Source organism: Bacillus sp. G402 (assembly GCF_051172515.1).
Taxonomy (GTDB): domain Bacteria; phylum Bacillota; class Bacilli; order Bacillales; family Bacillaceae; genus Bacillus; species Bacillus altitudinis.
Map to the genome: position 1 here is coordinate 495561 of NZ_JBPIZC010000002.1, position 18015 is coordinate 513575.

The 18015-nt window shown below is 41.3% G+C and carries 14 protein-coding genes and 1 pseudogene; 2 read left to right on the forward strand and 13 right to left on the reverse strand.

The window, feature by feature from the left end:
* Window positions 1-8 precede the first annotated feature (8 nt).
* The 4 genes and pseudogenes from ACSBQP_RS11145 to tagD all read right to left on the reverse strand — a co-directional run bounded on the left by ACSBQP_RS11145 (window position 9) and on the right by tagD (window position 4154).
* Complete coding sequence (locus tag ACSBQP_RS11145; RefSeq protein WP_058336999.1) at window positions 9-836, reverse strand: ABC transporter permease; 828 nt, start codon at window positions 834-836, stop codon at window positions 9-11.
* Between the two features lie 131 nt (window positions 837-967).
* Window positions 968-2161, reverse strand: a pseudogene (locus ACSBQP_RS11150) (CDP-glycerol glycerophosphotransferase family protein); the annotation flags it as partial.
* A 36-nt stretch (window positions 2162-2197) separates the two neighbouring features.
* A complete protein-coding gene (locus tag ACSBQP_RS11155) occupies window positions 2198-3667 on the reverse strand; it encodes an alpha-glucosyltransferase N-terminal domain-containing protein (protein WP_435028414.1) in 1470 nt (489 codons plus the stop codon).
* Window positions 3668-3764: 97 nt separating this feature from the next.
* Window positions 3765-4154 carry a glycerol-3-phosphate cytidylyltransferase gene (gene tagD, locus ACSBQP_RS11160; protein WP_008343212.1) on the reverse strand — a complete coding sequence of 130 codons (390 nt, stop codon included), beginning with the start codon at window positions 4152-4154 and terminating at the stop codon, window positions 3765-3767.
* 370 nt (window positions 4155-4524) lie between these two features.
* Between tagD and ACSBQP_RS11165 the strand changes: the two genes are divergently transcribed.
* On the forward strand, window positions 4525-5295 hold the full coding sequence (locus ACSBQP_RS11165; protein WP_435028415.1) for a WecB/TagA/CpsF family glycosyltransferase: 771 nt from the start codon (window positions 4525-4527) through the stop codon (window positions 5293-5295).
* 11 nt (window positions 5296-5306) lie between these two features.
* Entirely contained in the window at window positions 5307-6494 is a 1188-nt protein-coding gene (locus ACSBQP_RS11170; RefSeq protein ID WP_435028416.1) for a CDP-glycerol glycerophosphotransferase family protein, read from the forward strand.
* A 17-nt stretch (window positions 6495-6511) separates the two neighbouring features.
* Here ACSBQP_RS11170 and ACSBQP_RS11175 read toward each other — a convergent pair whose 3' ends face one another.
* The 9 genes from ACSBQP_RS11175 to ACSBQP_RS11215 all read right to left on the reverse strand — a co-directional run bounded on the left by ACSBQP_RS11175 (window position 6512) and on the right by ACSBQP_RS11215 (window position 17958).
* Complete coding sequence (locus ACSBQP_RS11175) at window positions 6512-9142, reverse strand: N-acetylglucosaminidase (protein ID WP_060832701.1); 2631 nt, start codon at window positions 9140-9142, stop codon at window positions 6512-6514.
* A gap of 123 nt (window positions 9143-9265) precedes the next feature.
* Window positions 9266-10216, reverse strand: coding sequence for a mannose-6-phosphate isomerase, class I (gene manA / locus ACSBQP_RS11180; RefSeq protein WP_007499909.1), 951 nt, complete (start codon window positions 10214-10216; stop codon window positions 9266-9268).
* A 147-nt stretch (window positions 10217-10363) separates the two neighbouring features.
* Window positions 10364-11185: a carbohydrate ABC transporter permease gene (locus tag ACSBQP_RS11185; RefSeq protein ID WP_008343219.1), complete on the reverse strand. Its 822-nt coding sequence runs from the start codon at window positions 11183-11185 to the stop codon at window positions 10364-10366.
* Window positions 11182-12153: a carbohydrate ABC transporter permease gene (locus tag ACSBQP_RS11190; RefSeq protein WP_017359986.1), complete on the reverse strand. Its 972-nt coding sequence runs from the start codon at window positions 12151-12153 to the stop codon at window positions 11182-11184. The genes ACSBQP_RS11185 and ACSBQP_RS11190 overlap by 4 nt, the downstream gene beginning before the upstream one ends.
* Before the next feature lie 58 nt (window positions 12154-12211).
* Entirely contained in the window at window positions 12212-13480 is a 1269-nt protein-coding gene (locus ACSBQP_RS11195; RefSeq protein WP_035389707.1) for an ABC transporter substrate-binding protein, read from the reverse strand.
* 99 nt (window positions 13481-13579) lie between these two features.
* Window positions 13580-14998: a response regulator transcription factor gene (locus ACSBQP_RS11200; protein WP_435028417.1), complete on the reverse strand. Its 1419-nt coding sequence runs from the start codon at window positions 14996-14998 to the stop codon at window positions 13580-13582.
* Window positions 14992-16434, reverse strand: a complete 1443-nt coding sequence (locus tag ACSBQP_RS11205; RefSeq protein WP_056704260.1) for a sensor histidine kinase — start codon at window positions 16432-16434, stop codon at window positions 14992-14994. Before ACSBQP_RS11205 ends, ACSBQP_RS11200 begins: the two co-directional genes overlap by 7 nt.
* Window positions 16431-17432 carry a sugar-binding protein gene (locus ACSBQP_RS11210; RefSeq protein ID WP_435028418.1) on the reverse strand — a complete coding sequence of 334 codons (1002 nt, stop codon included), beginning with the start codon at window positions 17430-17432 and terminating at the stop codon, window positions 16431-16433. The genes ACSBQP_RS11205 and ACSBQP_RS11210 overlap by 4 nt, the downstream gene beginning before the upstream one ends.
* A gap of 70 nt (window positions 17433-17502) precedes the next feature.
* On the reverse strand, window positions 17503-17958 hold the full coding sequence (locus tag ACSBQP_RS11215) for a GNAT family N-acetyltransferase (protein ID WP_076821220.1): 456 nt from the start codon (window positions 17956-17958) through the stop codon (window positions 17503-17505).
* Between the last annotated feature and the right edge of the window lie 57 nt (window positions 17959-18015).

Here is an 18015-nt window from a genome sequence, read left to right on the forward strand (position 1 = left end):
CTTACTTTTTAAAGAAAATCGACAAATTTATCCCTAAATTTCATATGAAGCAATGAACCGACTGTTAAAAGAAGAAGCGTAATCAACCAGAAATAAAGTGTATATTTCACATCATGGAAGAACCATTCTCCCTTTAACAAGCTATTTCTGAAACCATCAATAATGTAGAAAAGAGGATTTAATCTTAAAATATCTCCTATCCATGCTTTGTCTCCAGTGAGCTTCTCTGAGATATTCCAAAAAATCGGCAGCAAAAAGAAAAGTAAACGTGTCACTGATTGTAAAAGAAATTGATAGTCCCTTACGAGTACACTAATTGTTGAATTAAACAAACTAAACGAAAACATAAACGCGATCATACATATAAGGTAGTAAATATATTGTAGCCAATGCGCGTCAGGATATATGCCATAAGAAATCAGCACAATGAGATAGACACCCATCATGACAAAATAGCTGAACAAATTGGACATGATGACCACAGACGGCAGCGCACTAATCGGAAAATTCATTTTTGATACCATATTAATGCGTTTAAACACACTGTTTGATCCATCAAGGATCGTCGGACTAATGAAGAACCACGGTATTAATCCAGCAAGCATCCAGATGATAAATGGAATCTCCATGCCTCCAATGACAATTGGCTGTCCTCCGCGAATGCCTAAACCAAAAACAAACCAGTAAGCCAGCATTTGAATCAATGGATTTAAAAACTGCCATAAAACACCTAAATAATTCATCTGATATTTTGATTTTGTTTCATAAACAGCAAGTCGCATAATCAGCGGAAATGAGCTGATTTGCTCCTTTAATATCGTCAACATTGCGTTCATTCTAATCTTCCTTAGATATAAGTTTTTGGAATTACTTTTTTTAAAAGCACCGCTCATAATTGTAACAGAAGTTGATGAAGATTTCACTTTATATCATGATAAAAGGCTTACAAGCCATTAGCTGTAAGCCTTTATCTTGTTGATTTGATCTTTTCAAATACCGAGTCGACAACACGCTTAGATGATTCTCCGTTCTCCAAGTAGCAGAATTTCTCATAAAATGATGTGAATGAAGCTGGTAATGTAAAGGTCGATTTCTCTGTCTCTTTGATCCAGTCAATCACACTTGCTGTTTCTTTCACAAGCGGACCAGGTGCTTCTTGTTCAAAGTCAAAATAGAACCCTCTTAGTTTGTCGCGATACGTTTCGATGTCTGGAACATAGAACAGCATTGGACGCCTAAGGTTTGCATAATCAAAGAACACGGAAGAGTAATCTGTCAAGAGTAGGTCAGAAATCATATAAAGGTCTCGAATGTCTTCGTAATGGGAGAAGTCATAAGCAAAGCCTTCATATGGTCCGAGATCAAAGTTTTCCGCTACTAAATAGTGCATACGAAGGATGATGATATATTCTTCTCCGATTGATGACCTCAACTCATGCAGATCAAGATCCAATTCAAATTTATACTTTCCAATTGTATAATATTGATCGTCTCTCCAAGTCGGTGCATAGAGGATGACTTTTTTATCAAGAGGCAGGTTCATCTTTTGCTTCAGCGCTCTTATCGTTCCTTCATTATTCTGATTGTACAGAAAATCATTTCTTGGATACCCTGATTCAATCAGGGTCTGTTGAAATTGGAACGCACGTGTAAAGATCTCAGTCGAGTATGCATTAGGAGAAATAAGACAATCCCATTTCGATGCTTCTTTCGTGAAATTCTTTTTATATTTCTTCGTGTTTGCTCCAGGAATATAAACTTCGTCCATATCCACAGCCAGTCGTTTTAAAGGTGTCCCGTGCCATGTTTGCAAGTAAGTTGTGTGGCCTGGTTTTGGAATCCATAGCGGCAAACGGCTGTTTACAACCCAATACTCGGCTCTTGCCATTGCAAGAATCCATTTAAACGACAGACGATGAATATAATAGATGCCCTTTTCTTGAAACGGTGCTTCATACCCTTTTTTAACGCTCCAAATCAACGTATAGTCAGGGTGATTTTCTTTCATATACTCAAAAATAGCACGCGGGTTGCAGCTGAATTGTTTTCCATTAAAGCTTTCAAAAATAACCGTTTTCTTTTTTGGCTGCAGTTTACTGACACCCAAAAACAAGAGTTTAAAAACGATGATATATAAAATTGTAACGATTTTTTTCATTTTCATTCACATGCTTTCACAAAGAATACAGTTCGTTCTTTAATTGATCTTCCAAGAGTAGTAACCATTTTTCGTTTGGTAAGACCACCCATCTATTGACGAAGGTTTGTTGGTGAGCAGTTCTTCTTTCACTTCTAAACGCTGTAGTACCTCTTGATGATGTGTTTTTGACTTGCTTCGGATGTAAAAATCGACATATTTCGTTTGATTGAGTTCGATCTGTTTCTTTGTTTGAAAATGACCAATCGGGAAAATCACTTGTTGATTTTCGTTGATGGTTTGAGAAATAATTTCAGCACCATTGACTCGATCAAATCCTGCAAAATCTATTTCTACCTGATCCGCAATGTTCATTTCGCCTTCCATCTCAAGCTGCAGGTGAAGGACATGATGCTCAGAGCTTACATCACGCAACATCCATCTTGCATGTTCCACAACACTTCTTAGTTCTTCTTTAAGTACTCGATTATCAAGCATATTCTGAAGAGCTGGTCCCCAAGAAGAACCATCATCCTGTGGCAATAGATAAAAGGAAGATTGTTCCCCTAAAACTTTTTCGACATCTTCCTTATGTTTCGGATGACAAAAGAAAATAGCATCTACCTGCTGCTTCCTGATTTGTTTAAATAGTTCTTCATAATGAGTGTGCAATTGACGGGGATTTTCCTCGTAGTGTGCGTCATGCACAAAAGCAGCATAAAATACTGAATCGGATTTTTCCATTTTAAACAGATCGTGATCTATCTCTCGATCTTCTGCAATCATCAATTTCATGCGTTCATTTTTTGTTTGAATATCAGATAGCCATTGCTGTACGATATCGGATTTTTTCACAAATGTGGTGATGCCTGTCTTCTTGTACCAATTAATATGCCTTACTGTATTCTTCTTGGCACTCCCAGAATATATGGTTTCCATGTAGATACTTCTATCATCTCTAATGAATTCCTCCAGAAAAGGGACACCATTATGCGGAACATAGTGAAGTACTCTTCGTAAAGCGCCATGTATATCGTATTCTTCCCGTTTCATCAATTGCTGTTCTTCATTAAATTGATCTATATACAGAATGGGGGAAGAAGGTAGTTCGTATCTTGTCACTTGAACGGTTGAGTTGTCCTCAGATATAACGACTTCATTAATCGATTCCGATACGGTACCTGTAATAAACTCCGAATAAACCCTTTTACTCCCGCTCTCCGGTAAAATATAGTGTTCAAATACATTCAAGATGGAAATTTGAGGGTGGACATTCTCCTCCAGGCTTTGAATATGCCTCTTTACATTTACGTCAAAATTCAAAGTTAAGATGGTAGCTCGTTTATTCTTCTCAGCCAATGATTTTAATCTTAAGTTTAATGAATCCGTTAAGGTGTTGTCCTGTTTTGGCACATCCCCCATCATAAAGTAGTAGTCCATGTCAGGAATTTCAACTAAAGTCATCGTTTCATTTAGTTCAGGTTGATCCAATGTATCTTCAACTTTTTTCTTCATCCAATTTTGAAACAAAGGAAGCTCTCCTTAAAAATCATGATAACTTGCTCATTGTATTTTACATGAAAAAGCACTTCTCACCAAAAGATAAGAAGTACTTTTTTTCGATCTATTAAAGTCCCGCAATTTCTTCCTTAATTTGTGTTGTCGAAATACCTTCTGTTCTCTTCAAGTAAACGACTTCGCAATGCTCTTTCAAGAAATCGAATTTACCTTCCCAGTCATCTCCCATGACAAAGACATCAATGTCATGCTCTTGTACATCGCGGACTTTTTGATCCCAGCTGTTTTCTGGAATGACTTCGTCTACATAACGAATGGTTTCTAAAATCAGCTTTCGATGCTCGTAGCTATGATAAGCCTTTTTGGATTTTTGTAAATTAAATTCATCTGTCGAGATGGCTACCACTAAGTAATCTCCAAGCTGCTTTGCACGCTCTAGCAGCTTAATGTGCCCCCAGTGTAATAAATCAAATGTACCGTAAGTAATAACTTTCTTCATTGCAAACATAAACTCCTTTCTTCATTCCTTATTCGACTGCTTCAAGCAGTAATGTTTATCCGTAATCCTATTATCTTCGATCGTGTTTTTCGCTCTTCGGAACCTCATTATATCACAGCGCCTAACAAACGTTAAGCAGATGTAAAGACAAACTATTTCCAATTTAATGGGCACGGAACGTAAAGTCCGAAAAATCAATGTTTTATGAAGCACCTTCCATATGAAGTTATCAAAATGTCACGAAATTTAAAGGATTGTAAAGTTATTGTTAATATTTCATGGAGCAACTGTGATAAAATGATGAGTAGGCGAAGAATGAATTTACAATGAACGTTTCATAGATAACAAAATGAAAAAGGAGGTCTGAACAATGCAAACAGAAGTGGTCTCTAACCTTTCTTATGTTAATGGTGACTTAGATGAATTTATTAGCTATATCAACCAGCATCATATTTCCCAGAGAAGAGGCGCCATGATTGCGACAGTGAATCCAGAGATCGGCTATGCTGTCATGAAGGATGATGCATATCATCAAGTGGTTTCTTCCGCGGATTATGTACTGCCGGATGGTGTAGGTGTTGTGTTGATGTCACGCATGACGCAAAGTCCATTGAAATCAAGAATTGCAGGCTTTGAGGTCTTCATGTCTATGCTTGATCTCGCAAACAAGCAATCTAAAAGTATCTTTTTATATGGGGCGAAAGAAGAAGTGCTCGAGGCTGTCAAACAGCGAATTGATACGGAATATCCAAATGTGGTGATTGCAGGCAGCTGTGATGGTTATCAAGCGGATAAACGATTTGTGGCAAAACAAATTGCTCGTTCAAAAGCAGATATGGTGTTTGTTGCTTTAGGTTATCCAAACCAAGAGAACTTTATTTATGAATACCGTCATTTGTTCCCGCAAGCTGTTTGCATCGGTTTAGGCGGAAGCTTTGATGTATTTAGCGGAACGGTGAAGCGTGCACCACGCTGGATGATTAAAACAAATACGGAATGGCTGTACAGACTCATTGTCAATCCGTGGAGATGGAAACGAATGCTGAATATCCCAAAGTACGCTTTTGCCGTATTAAAAGAAAACAAAGGGAAAAAGCGCTACTATCCTGAGCAAGTAAAAGATCAGACGAAGCAGCTGTGAGAGACTGATACATGATGAATATACGCTCAATGATCATCTCATGCTATGCAGCTTTTGTTTCTTTTGCTGGATGGCTCATGAGCGGCGTGAAACCTCGTGACAATCAGGTGACGCTGCTTGTTTCATTCCAAGAGAATGCAGCTGCTCTCATTGATACTTATCAACAACAGGCGAATATGACAATGAGGCTCACTGTCCTCTATACGAAGCATGCTTCTGTGATAGAAAAGGACGTGCCTCATGTGTCATTTCGCTATTTTCATGAAAAAAATCCCATCCATCTCATTCAATGTATCTATACGATGCTAAAAAGCAAAGTCGTTGTCACAGATAATTATTTTCTGATGACAAGTGTGCTAAGAAATAGACCTTCTACCACTTGTATTCAAGTGTGGCACGCCAATGGTGCTTTTAAAAAGTTCGGTCTTGAAGACGCTTCAAATCATCACCGTAGTTCTCGTGATCTGCAGCGTTTCAAGCGGGTCTATGCGTCTTTCGATTATATCGTTACTGGCTCAGATCACATGCGCGAGATTTTCAAAACTTCATTTGGCGTCAAGGACGATCGTTTTCTGCCAACAGGTGTACCATTCACAGATGCGTACTATGATGAGCGCCCTATTTCCTTTCAGACGGATATTTTTCCAAAAGGCAAAAAAGTGCTGCTGTATGCGCCGACCTACCGGGACTTTGCAATGGACGGTCTTGTCTTACCTTTTTCTAAAGAACAATTGCATAGAGAGCTGAATGGTGACTATATCCTGCTCGTCAAACTTCATCCTGCAGTGAAACATTTAGCCAAAGCAGAAACAGATGGTGAGTGGATATTTGATGTGTCCGATCAGCCGCTCTTTCCATTGCTCTCTGTATGCGATGTCCTGATTACAGATTATTCGTCCATTGTGTTTGAATATGCGCTGCTCCGAAAGCCTGTTTTGTTCTTCACTTACGATCTAGAGACTTATCGCATGAAACGCGGTTTAGTCGAACGTTATGAAGACATTATTCCAGGAAAGGCTTGCGTCACACAAGATATGCTCTTAAAGGAGCTTAAGGGGCTAAACGAATCAGCCAATCAAGACTTATTGAAAACCTTTGCTGAGGAATGGAACCAATATTCAAAAGGGAAATCAAGTCAGCAGCTTCTTTCCTTTATTGAACATCAGCTCTTACACAAAAAACGTCCGGCTTCTCATTAAGAAGCACGGACGTTTTTTTATTTGTTATACACGGGGATATCATAATACAGCGTATAGTTATCAAGTAAGTTATACAAACTATACATACGAGTGACCTGTTTAGAAGCCCAGCCAATATCTGTTGCATATTGGTGAGTCGCTGTCGCAGACCACCGCATTTTGTAAATGGTATCTTGTTTGTATGTGGCGTTATTGATATAGCTGTTGCCAATGAATTTTGCCCCGCCAATAATGGCTGCCTCTGGTGTGAACCATTGCTGTTCATACGCATACTTTGCACCGAGGTAATTCGGGTTACTGTCATATGCACCAATGCCATACATGTTATACACGATTCTATCATTAAACTTCGTACCGTTCGCTAAAATGGAACTGCCGTTGCCTGTTTCAAGCAATGCATGTGAAATGAGATAGATTTCGTTAATATGATACGTTTTCGCTGCTGTGATAAAGGCTTGTCCTTTTCCGGCAAGAATGCCTTTCCCTGCTAAAATCTTCGTATTCACTTCAGTCGGGTTGAGATTTGCAGCTTCAGAGAGTTTGAGAAATTGAAAATAAGATTGAGTGCCCTCCGCGATATTCGCTGGGTCTACATATTTTAATACTTCTGCTGAACTCGCATTTCTCCAGCCGAGGCTGATCTTGATCCAGTTGCCTTCTTTTCCAAGCTGCTTCACTTTTGTTCCTTTGTTCAGCTGTGCGACGATGTTGCTAGCCGAACTTGAATCAGGTGTAGAACGTACATTTAGCCCGTCTGTATTCACTGTGGATGTCGCTGGGTCTACATATGTCGCATAGACATATGCTGCACCATCTGTCTGCGGCGATACCTTCATTTGTTTGTTTACCATCTCATTGACAGTGAGGTTATAATTCGTCTGCATCACCATTGGACCGTTTTTGATTTTTGTCGCTGTGGCTGTCCAGCCGTATTGGCTTTTCACAAAAGCAATGGCCGCATTCGCATTTGGTAACCCTGTAAACTGCTGTGTGATGTTGATTTTATATGCCGGTTTTGTCGTTGTTGTATAAGCAGCTGGTTCATTTCGTTTTTTGAAGAATGTCATGCCTTGATCTCTTAAGGCAGCAGTTGAAATAACCCCTGTTTTGATCTGATATTGACCATAATCAGTTGCTCCCGTTTTTTGAGCGGCTGCTTTCATTTTTTGTTTGGTTAAATAACTTAAGGCTTGATTCAGCTTTGTTTGATTCACAGTTGCCTCTGTCGTAATACGGTATTGCTTAACAGCTTCTGTTAATGTTTTTGTACTACTGGCAACTCCATTTTTTTTCATGATCTCTTGCGCCTGCTTTACTTTGCTTTGATCATATACAGGAGTTGTCATCAGGCTGTATGCTTTACTGACGGCTTGCCCCTTGCCTGTTGTGATGCTGCTTGTCACCTTTTGTGCTTTTAAGTATGCAGCACCTTTATTTACTTTTGTCTGATCCGTTGCTTGATTCACAACAAGTCGATACGTGCTGTCAGATGCTTTGCCTGTTTTTTTCGTTGTGGCGGATACTTTTTTCTTTTGGAAAAATGCCGTTGCTTTTTTCGCTTGATCATCGCCCAAAAGATTCCCAGTCACTACTTGATATGGCTGTGTAGAGGAGATCTTTTTAGATGTATAGCGCCATTTCTTTTTCTTGAAAAAGGCAACTGTTTTTGCGTAAGTTGTGTCATTTAATTGATTGAGCTTTACGATATAATTTTTCGTTTTTCCTACTCGCTGCACAGTACCTGACGCACCAGCTTGTTTTTTAATCTGAGACGCCGCTGAGGCTGCTTGCTTACTGTCTTTGAAATAGCCTGATTCCATGCTATATACATTTTTAACAGCTCCAGCCTTCTGAATCTTTCCGCTGATTTTCGCTTCTTTTTGCAGCTGGGTCAGAAGGGTTTGCGCTTTAGACTGATTCGTTTGTGCAGCAGATGTGACGATGTAATACGGTTTGCCTGTTGCTACCGTTTGGAGTACTGCTTTTAAACCAGATTCCTTTTGAAAACCTTGCAGGATGGTATTTGCCTTACTCTGTCCAACAATATTGCCTGAGATCAGCTGATACACGGTGCCGGCCTTGTTTTCAGTTTGGTATGTACTCGTGACTCCGGCCTGTTTTTGTAGTTCGGTTTGAATATTTTTGACTTTCGTTTCAGAATCAATGGCTCCTGAAATGACCTGATAAGATGGTCTGCTTTGATTGATAGCTTCATACGTGCTATTGAGTCCTGATGTTTTTGTCAGCTCGAGCGTCAGTTTTTTCGCCTGACTTTCATCGTTGATTGGATCAGATACGATTTTCTGTAAAGGAAGGCGGTCACCTACTGGAGACACCGTACCGCTCATGCCTAACTCTTTTTTTAATGCAGCGGCACTTGCATTAGCTGCTACTTGTGAGTCATATCCTGAGGCAGTCAGTTGATAAGTCGATGTATTTCCTGAAGTTTGATAAGTGGCTGTCCATTTCTTATCCTTTTTCAACGTGTCAACCGCTTTTTTCACTTCTGCTTCTGTTGTAAATACTTTTGAGGTGCTAATCGTATAAATAGATTGATCGACATAGGAGGCTGCTTGCACTTCTTTGCCTGTGTGTAATGTCATACCAAAGGCAGCTGCGAGTAACATAATCTTGATGGTTTTTTTCACGTTCCCTGTCCCTCTCTTAACTTTGCATAATAGTCTACTAATCTCTTTATCGACAAAAACAAGTCTCTTTCAAGTCCTTTATGCAATAGAAAAATAGAGGACCTCTCGAAGTCCTCTTTTTCTTTATATATGTGACACAATCAGTTCACAAGATCCTTCAATTGTGAAGTTCCCTGTTTCAGCAGGCAGGATAAAATGGGCTCCTTTTGGCAGCGGATATGTATGCCCATTATGCTCTAAGGACCCTTCCCCATTAATAACGCTGCACAGCAAAAACGGATAATCTTGCGATAGCTCTACTTTTTGATCAATTTCCCATTTATACACAGAGAAGTATTCTGCTTCTACAAATGTTCTAATGGTCACCCCTGGACGAGTTTCTACTGATTCATCTGCATAACCGTCTACATGAGGAACCGTTGTGACATCAATGGCCTGCGTGAAGTGAAGTTCACGTTCATGGCCATTTTGGTCTTTTCGTTCATAATCATACACCCGATAGGTCGTATCTGAACTTTGCTGCGTTTCAAGAACCAGTGTGCCTTCACATAGCGCATGAATGGTACCGCTTGGCACATAATAAAAATCACCCGGCTTAATTTTCACTCGCCGCAAAAGGCCTTCCCAATCTCCGCTGTTCATCATGGTCACAAGCTCAGTTCTCGTCCTTGCATTATGACCGTAGATCATTTCTGCGCCTTCTTTGCAGTCAATGATATACCAGCACTCTGTTTTTCCAAGCTCGCCATTTTCATGTCTTTCCGCATAATCATCATCTGGATGAACTTGAACGGATAAGTCTTGGTTTGCATCTAAAATTTTTGTTAAGAGCGGAAAGCGATCGCCTTCTATTCCCCCAAACAATTCTCTGTGATTGTCCCATAGTTCGATCAACGTTTTCCCTTTATATGGACCGTCTTGCACGACACTTGGTCCGTTTGGATGAGCAGAAATTGCCCAGCATTCTCCCGTTTGATCAGAAGGAATATCATAGCCAAATTGATCCCTTAAGGCTGTACCTCCCCATATTCTCTCCTTCAATTCAGGCAGTAAAAAAATTGGTGACTGCTTCATTCAGGATGACTCCTCCCTTTGCTACCCTTTGATAATCCTTGACTAGCATAATGAAAACTAGCAAGTCTCAACTTTTATTATGACGCTATCTAAAGAGAAGTCAATCCTTTCAGTACACCGAATGAAAACGATAACAAGAAAATCAATTTACCCTTTGACTGAGCCTGCAAGAAGCCCTTTCACAAAGTATTTTCCGAGTAGAATATAGACCAAAAGTGTCGGCAGCGCAGCCAAGATGGCCCCTGCCATTTGAACATTCCATTGCACAATTTGACTGCCTGATAAATTTTGCAACGCAACCATGACCGGCTGATTCTCTGCCGTGGTCATAGTAACCGCAAATAGAAACTCATTCCACACATTTGTGAACTGCCAAATGGCAACCACGACAAACCCTGTGATGGAAAGCGGCAGAATCATATGTCTGAAGATCCCGATAAATCCGGCCCCATCCATCTTCGCTGATTCAATCATTTCATCAGGAATGCTCACATAAAAATTGCGGAACATGAGTGTTGTGATTGGCAGGCCATATACGACATGGACAAGTACAAGTCCCGGAATGGAGTTATACAAGCCGATTTCACGTAAAAATTGAATAAGTGGAATGAGGATACTTTGGTATGGAATAAACATACCGAACAGCATGAAGGTAAACACCACTTCTGATCCTTTAAAGCGCCATTTAGACAGCACATAGCCATTCATCGCACCTAATACAGCTGACAATAAGGTAGCAGGAATGACTAGATAAAGAGAATTCATTAAATTAGGTGATAACTTTTCAAAAGCGATTTTGTAGCTTGAGAAATCAAGTGTAGATGGAAGCGACCACATTCGCTCAAGGGTCACTTCACCTAATGGCTTTAAGCTTGTGACGAGCATGACATAAACAGGCATGAGAAAAAACAAACTGCACAGTATTAATAACGCATAAAGAACTGGACGGACAAACCCTCTTGCGGTCATGATGAAGCCCCCTTCCGGCTAGACAGGAGATACGGCACGATAAAGACCGCAACAGAAATCAGCATAACGATCGCAATGGCGGCACCACCTGCATAATGGTTTCCTCTAAAGGTCATTTCAAACATATACACACCTGGCACATCGGTGACAAAGTTTGCACCTGGTCCTGTCATCGAGTAAATCAAATCGAAGATCTTTAAAGAAATATGTGCCATGATAATGACGACACTCGCTGTGATTGGTTTTAACAGCGGGAAAATGATTTTCCAGTAGATTTGCCACTCGGTTGCGCCATCCATTCTAGCAGCCTCTCTCACTTCCTCTGGAATGCCTCTAAGACCAGCCAAATACATCGCAAGTGAGAACCCTGTCATCTGCCACACAGCAGCGATGACAACTGCAATCATTGCTGCCGGTACACCAAACTCAATTTTCCCCCAGACAAATCCAGCTAAAATGTTCGTATCCGTGTACCACTTGGGCTGGATGCCGAGTGTTTTTAAAAACAGATTCACCCCAGTTGATGGATTTAGGATCCATTGCCACACAACACCTGTGACCACAAAGGAAAGGGCCATCGGAAAGAAAAAGAGATTCCGAAAAAGTGATTCCCCCTTGATCTTCTGGTCTAGTAAAATGGCCAGTACAAGCCCAGAAGCAATGACTGCTCCAATAAAGAATAATGTAAAAAAGACCGTGTTTCGAAGATCTGACTGAAAGCGAAAATCTTGAAACAGCATGACATAATTTTTCATACCTGCGAAAGAAAAATCAGGAACAAGCGAGGTCCAGTTCGATAATGAAACATATCCTGTCCAGCCAATAAAGCCGTAAACAAAAATGAATAATAAAACAGCTGACGGTGCTAAAAATAGCAGGGCAAGCAGCTGGTCTCCATTCCATTTTTTCCGAACACGTTTCACTTTTGCTGCTGGTGTTTTTGTGGTCGGCGATGTGTCCATGCGCATGAAGCTACACTCCTTTTTTTAAAAAAGAGGCGGTGCCTAACGGCCGCCTCTTTCATCTTTATTTCATTGAATCTTTTAAAGAAGAAACGAACTGGCTGCTGTCTTTTTGTGTCACGAAAATATTGACGGCTTGGTTCGCCTTCGTGACAAAACCTTCTTCAGCAGCTGAGCCATGCGCAAGAGACGGTGCCAGCTTTGACTCTTTAAACGCCTTCATTGCCGATTTTCCGTATTCATCATATTTTGATACATCTGCATCCACACGTGCCGGTATTGACCCTTTCAGCGGATTAAACGCATCCTGTCCTTCCACAGATCCTAAGACAGATAAGAATTTTTTTACGTTTTCTGGCTGTTTGACACCTTTCGGCAGTCCGAATGTATCCGTGATAACCATAAAGCTACCCTCCGTACCAGGAGTTGCCACGTATCCAAAGTCTTTATTTACCTTCAAATCTAGATCATTTACAAAGTATCCTTTTGCCCAGTCGCCCATGACATTCATTGCAGCTTCCCCTTTTGCCACGAGCTGTGAGGCATCCTGCCAGTTACGCGAGCTATGATCGTCGTTGACGTATTCGAGCATACGTCCAAAGATGTCTGCCGCTTCCTTCACTTTTGCATCATCCATTTTTAAGTCGCCCGCCCAAAGTTTTTGATAATCATCGGCGCCTAGTACACCTAAAAGAACGCTCTCAAACAAATGAGTTGCTGCCCAAGGTTCTTTATCCCCAAGCGCAAGTGGAGTAATCCCTTTTTTCTTTAAGGCATCGGCTGTTTTGAAAAATTCATCAAACGTCGTTGGCGGCTCTAAGCCCTGATCTTCAAATACTTTTTTGTTATACCAAAGCACATTGCCTCTATGAATATTCACTGGAACGGAATAGATTTTCCCGTCTTTGCTCACAAGGTCAATCAGTGATTCTGGAAATTTATCCTTCCAGCCTTCTTTCTCATAAAGGTCATCCAGCGGCTCCATTTTACCTGCGGCTACCCAGCTCTCATTCAGCTCTGCTCCCCCGTGTACTTGGAAAGTAGCTGGCGGATCATCTCCTTGCATCCGGCTTGTTAGAACAGCCTTTGCATTCGTACCAGCGCCACCAGCGACAGCTGCATTTTCAATTGGAATGTCTTTATTTTTCTCTTCAAACAATTGAATGAGTGCCTTCAGCCCGTCTTCCTCACCTGCACCAGTCCACCAAGAGAAAATTTCTAGTTTCTCCGCTCCGCCCTCTTTTTTTGCATCTGAGTTCGTCGATGAACTGCAAGCAGAGACGACCAGCATACAGAGTGCCAATAAAGTAAAGCCTAATTTAAACTTCATCATGGATCCCCCATCCCTATTTTGTAAGCGTTATCAAAATAAGTATACTGGCAGATCCTTGCCTTTTTTCAGGCAAACTTCTTCACTTTTTTATGAAATTCTTCATTTTTTTACGACCTGTTTTCGATATTCCTTCGGTGAACAGCCCACCATTTTTTTAAACACACGACTGACGTAATTTGGATCAGTATATCCAGCTTGATAGGTGATTTCTTTTAAACTAAGCGAACTCTCTTTCAGTAGCTTCTTCATTTTATCCATCCTACAGGTCGTCACATATTCTTTAAACGTCAGACCTGTCTCATCCTTAAAGCGTTTGGTGAAATACGTCGGGCTTAAATCAACATAGGCGGCCGTTTGTTCCAGCGTGATATGTTCGCAAAAATGTGTTTGAATGTATCGTTTCGCCCGTTCTATATCATTCACCGTCTGGGTTCTTGCTTCATACAGATCAAATAAATGTTCACAGCATTGGCGGCATTCTGTTTCTGTGGTGATAGCTAGAATTGGCACATCTGCACGAAGTCGTGATTTGAGTAAAATGAGCAGCTCTTTCACATGAGAAATGGTTGCCCCTTCTAATTGGAAGGCATCATAGTAAGCAAGAGCATCATCTCTTCTCCCTTCTTCTAGTGCCAGCATCATGTCATCGGCAAGCTCAGGCAAGTTGATCAATACGTAGGATTGTCTATCTGTATGGTAAAAGCCATAACGAACAGCGCCGTCATCTTTTTTTCGCTGATAATAGGAAAGCTTCGCTTCTGCTGCACTTTTCTGAAGTTGAAGCGGATTTGAGACAGGATGACCCAAGCCAACGACAGAGGAATGCTGCTCGCTTGTCATAGCAGCGCGAATGGCTTGCAGTACATTCGCCTTTAGGTGACCAGGTGATTGATGGCTGTAAATCAAGCATGTAAACAGCTCACCGCTCACTTGGATAGGCACTGCTTGAAAAAGAGCAGACTCCTGCAAATGATTCAGGAGTTGATCCCCGCCTGTCCGCTGAACAGCGATCACTAGACCTGCTTGAAAATCCTGAAACAGCCGCTCAAACGCTGTTGAAGTATAAGATTGACCATTCAACACATGAGCTTCCAGCCATTTTGACTGCTGATTGACTTTCTCCGCCTGCCGCAGGGAGACCTCCTGCTGAATTTCTGCCGCAACAGAACGAATCGCTGTAATGGTTTCGTCTTTATCAGCTGGTTTGACAAGGTATTGTTTGACCCCTTCCTGCATGGCTTGCTTGGCATAATCAAATGTATCGTAGGCTGTCAGCATAATAAATTTAGTATAAGGGCAGCTTGCTTTGATCTGTTTGATCGCTGTGAGTCCATCCATGCCAGGCATCTGAATATCCATGAGCACAAGGTCAATTGGCTTAGACCGCGCCAATTCCACCGCCTTTTTTCCATTCGCAGCTTCCCCTGCAATATGACAGTCTGGCAGCCATTCGGTCATGAACTTACGCATCGCCATTCGTTCAATTTTTTCATCATCCACAATCAGCACGTTCAGCATGCTCGTTCCTCCTTGATTGGTATTGTCAATTGAATCGTGGTCCCTTCGTTTGGCTTTGAATCAATTTGAAGGGCATCCTGCACTCCGTAAAACAAACGCAGCCTCGACATCACATTTCGAAGACCAATTCCTGTCGAGTGACCTTTACTACGTGTGTCTGGATGATCTTCTTCCTCTTGCGATAGCAATCTCTTTTTCTCTTGATCACTGATGCCAAGTCCATTATCCCGAATCCGAATCATGACAAAGCCATCATCTCGATCAATAGAGAGCTCTACAAGCCCACCCTCTTCTTTTGGTTCTACCCCATGAATAAAGGCATTTTCGACAAGCGGCTGCAATGTAAGGCTCGGAATGTGAACAGATAGACACGACTCATCTATGGTCGTTTTGCATGTAATACGATCGGAAAATCTTGTTTCTTGTATATGAAAATATTCTTTTACCACTTTCACTTCTTGTTCTAACGTAACAGATGCGCTGAGAGGAGATAGAGAATACCGCATCAGCGTAGAAACGGATTGTATCAATCTCGATGTCGCATCAGCTGATTCTAAGTACGCCATACGTGAAACGATGTTTAATGTATTAAATAAAAAATGTGGATTCATTTGATTTTGCAGTGTTTTCAGCTTCATGTCTTTAATTTTCTGATCTAAAGCGGCCTTTTGCTTCATCTCTTCAATCATGACCTTCATCTCTCGCCGCATTCGCTCAAAGGCATGATTTAACACAGAGATTTCGTCCTTTGATGACACATGCAAATTCGGACCATCAAAATTTCCTTCTGATACTTCTTTGGCACTTCGTGATAGATGAACGATCGGTCTTGAAATTCCGCCCGCAATGATATAGGCCATCCATAAAGCGATACCTATCGATAATGTAAACAGACATAGAGTAAAAAGCGCATACGTTTGATGTCTTTTTTGAAGGGATTGGTAGAGTACTTGATACTCAGATAATTCATCATCCAAAAGAGTCATTGTCTGCTCTTGGATATAAGAGGACACGGTTCTTACTTCTTTCACACTTGCAGCATATTCTTTGATTTCCCCTTCTTTGACATGATTCATTGTCGCATCACTTTCGTTTATGAGCGTCCGCATCATATATTGATATTTTTCAATGGAGGGGATGGCGGCATGAAGCCCTGCATCTTTGAGCAATGCTTGATCATATGATGTCATTTTCTGTTTTGATTCAGCATACCCTTTGGCAAACGCCTGATCCTTTTCGATGGCAAAGGCGTTGACCTTTTCATACATCGTTTTTGCCTCTGTGGAAATATCATTCAGCAGGAGAAAGGAACGAAAGCTCTTACTATATTCTGATGTGATTTTTGAACTGCTCCAATACACAAAAAAAGCGGCCACATTGCCAAGGAGCACAAGAATTAAAAAAGCCAATAATAACTTACTTCGAATTCTCTTCATGGCTGAACCCCCTGTGGTCTTTCCGTTTGATGAAGGGGCAGGTCTCCTCGCCGAATCACACTCGTCCCTGTGTACTGCAGCGGTTCTTGTTTATCCCCTTGCTGCAAACGAACAAGAGATTCAACCGCTTGATAGCCCATTTCATAAGGGTGCTGTACAACCACTGCATCGATTTTCCCATCATCCAGCGCTTGAATCGTATCAGGCAATGTGTCAAATGCGAGCACATAAACATCTTTAGACGAATGATATTGCTCTGTTGCTTGAATAATGCCGACACCGTCTAATGCGCTTGTTCCATAAAATGCGGTGAGCTGCGTATGATCATTCAACAATTTATACGCAGCACCGGAAGCACCTGATTTCGTAATCGCCGACTCTTCTATTCCAGCAATATGAATGCGTTTCTCACCAGAAACGGCATCTCGAAACCCCTTCACGCGAAGCTTCTGGTGAATCGCATCAAGCCGTCCCGTCACAATGCCCACATACTGCTCGCCTTTTGTATCAGCGATGAGTGCCTGTCCGGCGATAAAACCGGAATAATAGTTATCTGTCCCGACATACACTTGACGCTTGCTCCCCTCTGCATCGGTATCGACTGTGACGACATCTATACCTTTCTCTCTTGCTTTTTGAAAGAGCGGTTTATATTTCTTTGCATCAAGACCTTGCGTCATAATGCCATCCACATGACCAGCAATTGCCATATCAATGGTTTTCAGGTGATCATCCAAATCAGCCTGCTTTGGACCTAGGTATTCAAGATACACCCGATGAACTTCTGCCGCATCAGCAGCTCCCTTTTGCACCAATTGCCAATATTCATTATCAAGTTCCTCCGGTACAAGAACAAAGTGATATTGGTAAGTTGATACTGTCTCATCGGAAGCGCTTTCAATTTTAACTAAATCTTGACCTAATACAGATAAAAAAAGAACAGATACGACACAAAATGTGAGAAATGCGCCCATTCCGAACAACTTCGACCATTTCATTCACATTCCCCTCCTTCCATTGTTGCCGCATAAAAAAAGAGCTGCTTATAAAAGCATACTCTCTCGACCGCTATAATTCCTTTGTCATAAATAAACTGTTTGGATCTTCTTGGTATGAACCAAAAGGCGGACAATATTGAAAGCCAAAGCTCTCATATAATCTTCTTGCCGGTTCAAAGAAAGCAATCGCACCTGTTTCAAGGCTGACTCGTGTATAACCCCGCCGCTTCGCCTCTTGGAGAAGGTGAGTCAACAGATACTTCGCCACGCCTTTTCGCATATGGGCTGCTGCCGTCCTCATCGATTTGAGTTCACCATGTTCACTCGATAGCTCCTTGATGGCTCCGCAGCCAAGAAGCACCTCGCCATCCCTTGCACTCCATACTGTGACATCTTGTTTTTTCAGATCGTCTAACGGAAGGGCATGAATGCTTTCTGGCGGTGAATGTTTTTTCATCTCTTCTAAATGAGCTTGAATCAATTGTTCAATTTGACCATCTTTTAGTTCATCTTGTTGAATGTACATATCGACCTCTCCTTTATGCTCATTTTACGTGAAAAGATGCGTCTTCTGAGCTTTTTT

What these genes read in the sequence shown, in the direction of transcription:
- ACSBQP_RS11190 (WP_017359986.1), bottom strand. Translation starts at nt 12,153, where the DNA reads ATGCGCATGGACACATCGCCGACCACAAAAACACCAGCAGCAAAAGTG.
- ACSBQP_RS11145 (WP_058336999.1), bottom strand. Translation starts at nt 836, where the DNA reads ATGAACGCAATGTTGACGATATTAAAGGAGCAAATCAGCTCATTTCCG.
- ACSBQP_RS11210 (WP_435028418.1), bottom strand. Translation starts at nt 17,432, where the DNA reads ATGAAATGGTCGAAGTTGTTCGGAATGGGCGCATTTCTCACATTTTGT.
- ACSBQP_RS11185 (WP_008343219.1), bottom strand. Translation starts at nt 11,185, where the DNA reads ATGACCGCAAGAGGGTTTGTCCGTCCAGTTCTTTATGCGTTATTAATA.
- ACSBQP_RS11205 (WP_056704260.1), bottom strand. Translation starts at nt 16,434, where the DNA reads ATGAAGAGAATTCGAAGTAAGTTATTATTGGCTTTTTTAATTCTTGTG.
- manA (WP_007499909.1), bottom strand. Translation starts at nt 10,216, where the DNA reads ATGAAGCAGTCACCAATTTTTTTACTGCCTGAATTGAAGGAGAGAATA.
- ACSBQP_RS11170 (WP_435028416.1), top strand. Translation starts at nt 5,307, where the DNA reads ATGATGAATATACGCTCAATGATCATCTCATGCTATGCAGCTTTTGTT.
- ACSBQP_RS11195 (WP_035389707.1), bottom strand. Translation starts at nt 13,480, where the DNA reads ATGATGAAGTTTAAATTAGGCTTTACTTTATTGGCACTCTGTATGCTG.
- ACSBQP_RS11215 (WP_076821220.1), bottom strand. Translation starts at nt 17,958, where the DNA reads ATGTACATTCAACAAGATGAACTAAAAGATGGTCAAATTGAACAATTG.
- tagD (WP_008343212.1), bottom strand. Translation starts at nt 4,154, where the DNA reads ATGAAGAAAGTTATTACTTACGGTACATTTGATTTATTACACTGGGGG.
- ACSBQP_RS11200 (WP_435028417.1), bottom strand. Translation starts at nt 14,998, where the DNA reads ATGCTGAACGTGCTGATTGTGGATGATGAAAAAATTGAACGAATGGCG.
- ACSBQP_RS11165 (WP_435028415.1), top strand. Translation starts at nt 4,525, where the DNA reads ATGCAAACAGAAGTGGTCTCTAACCTTTCTTATGTTAATGGTGACTTA.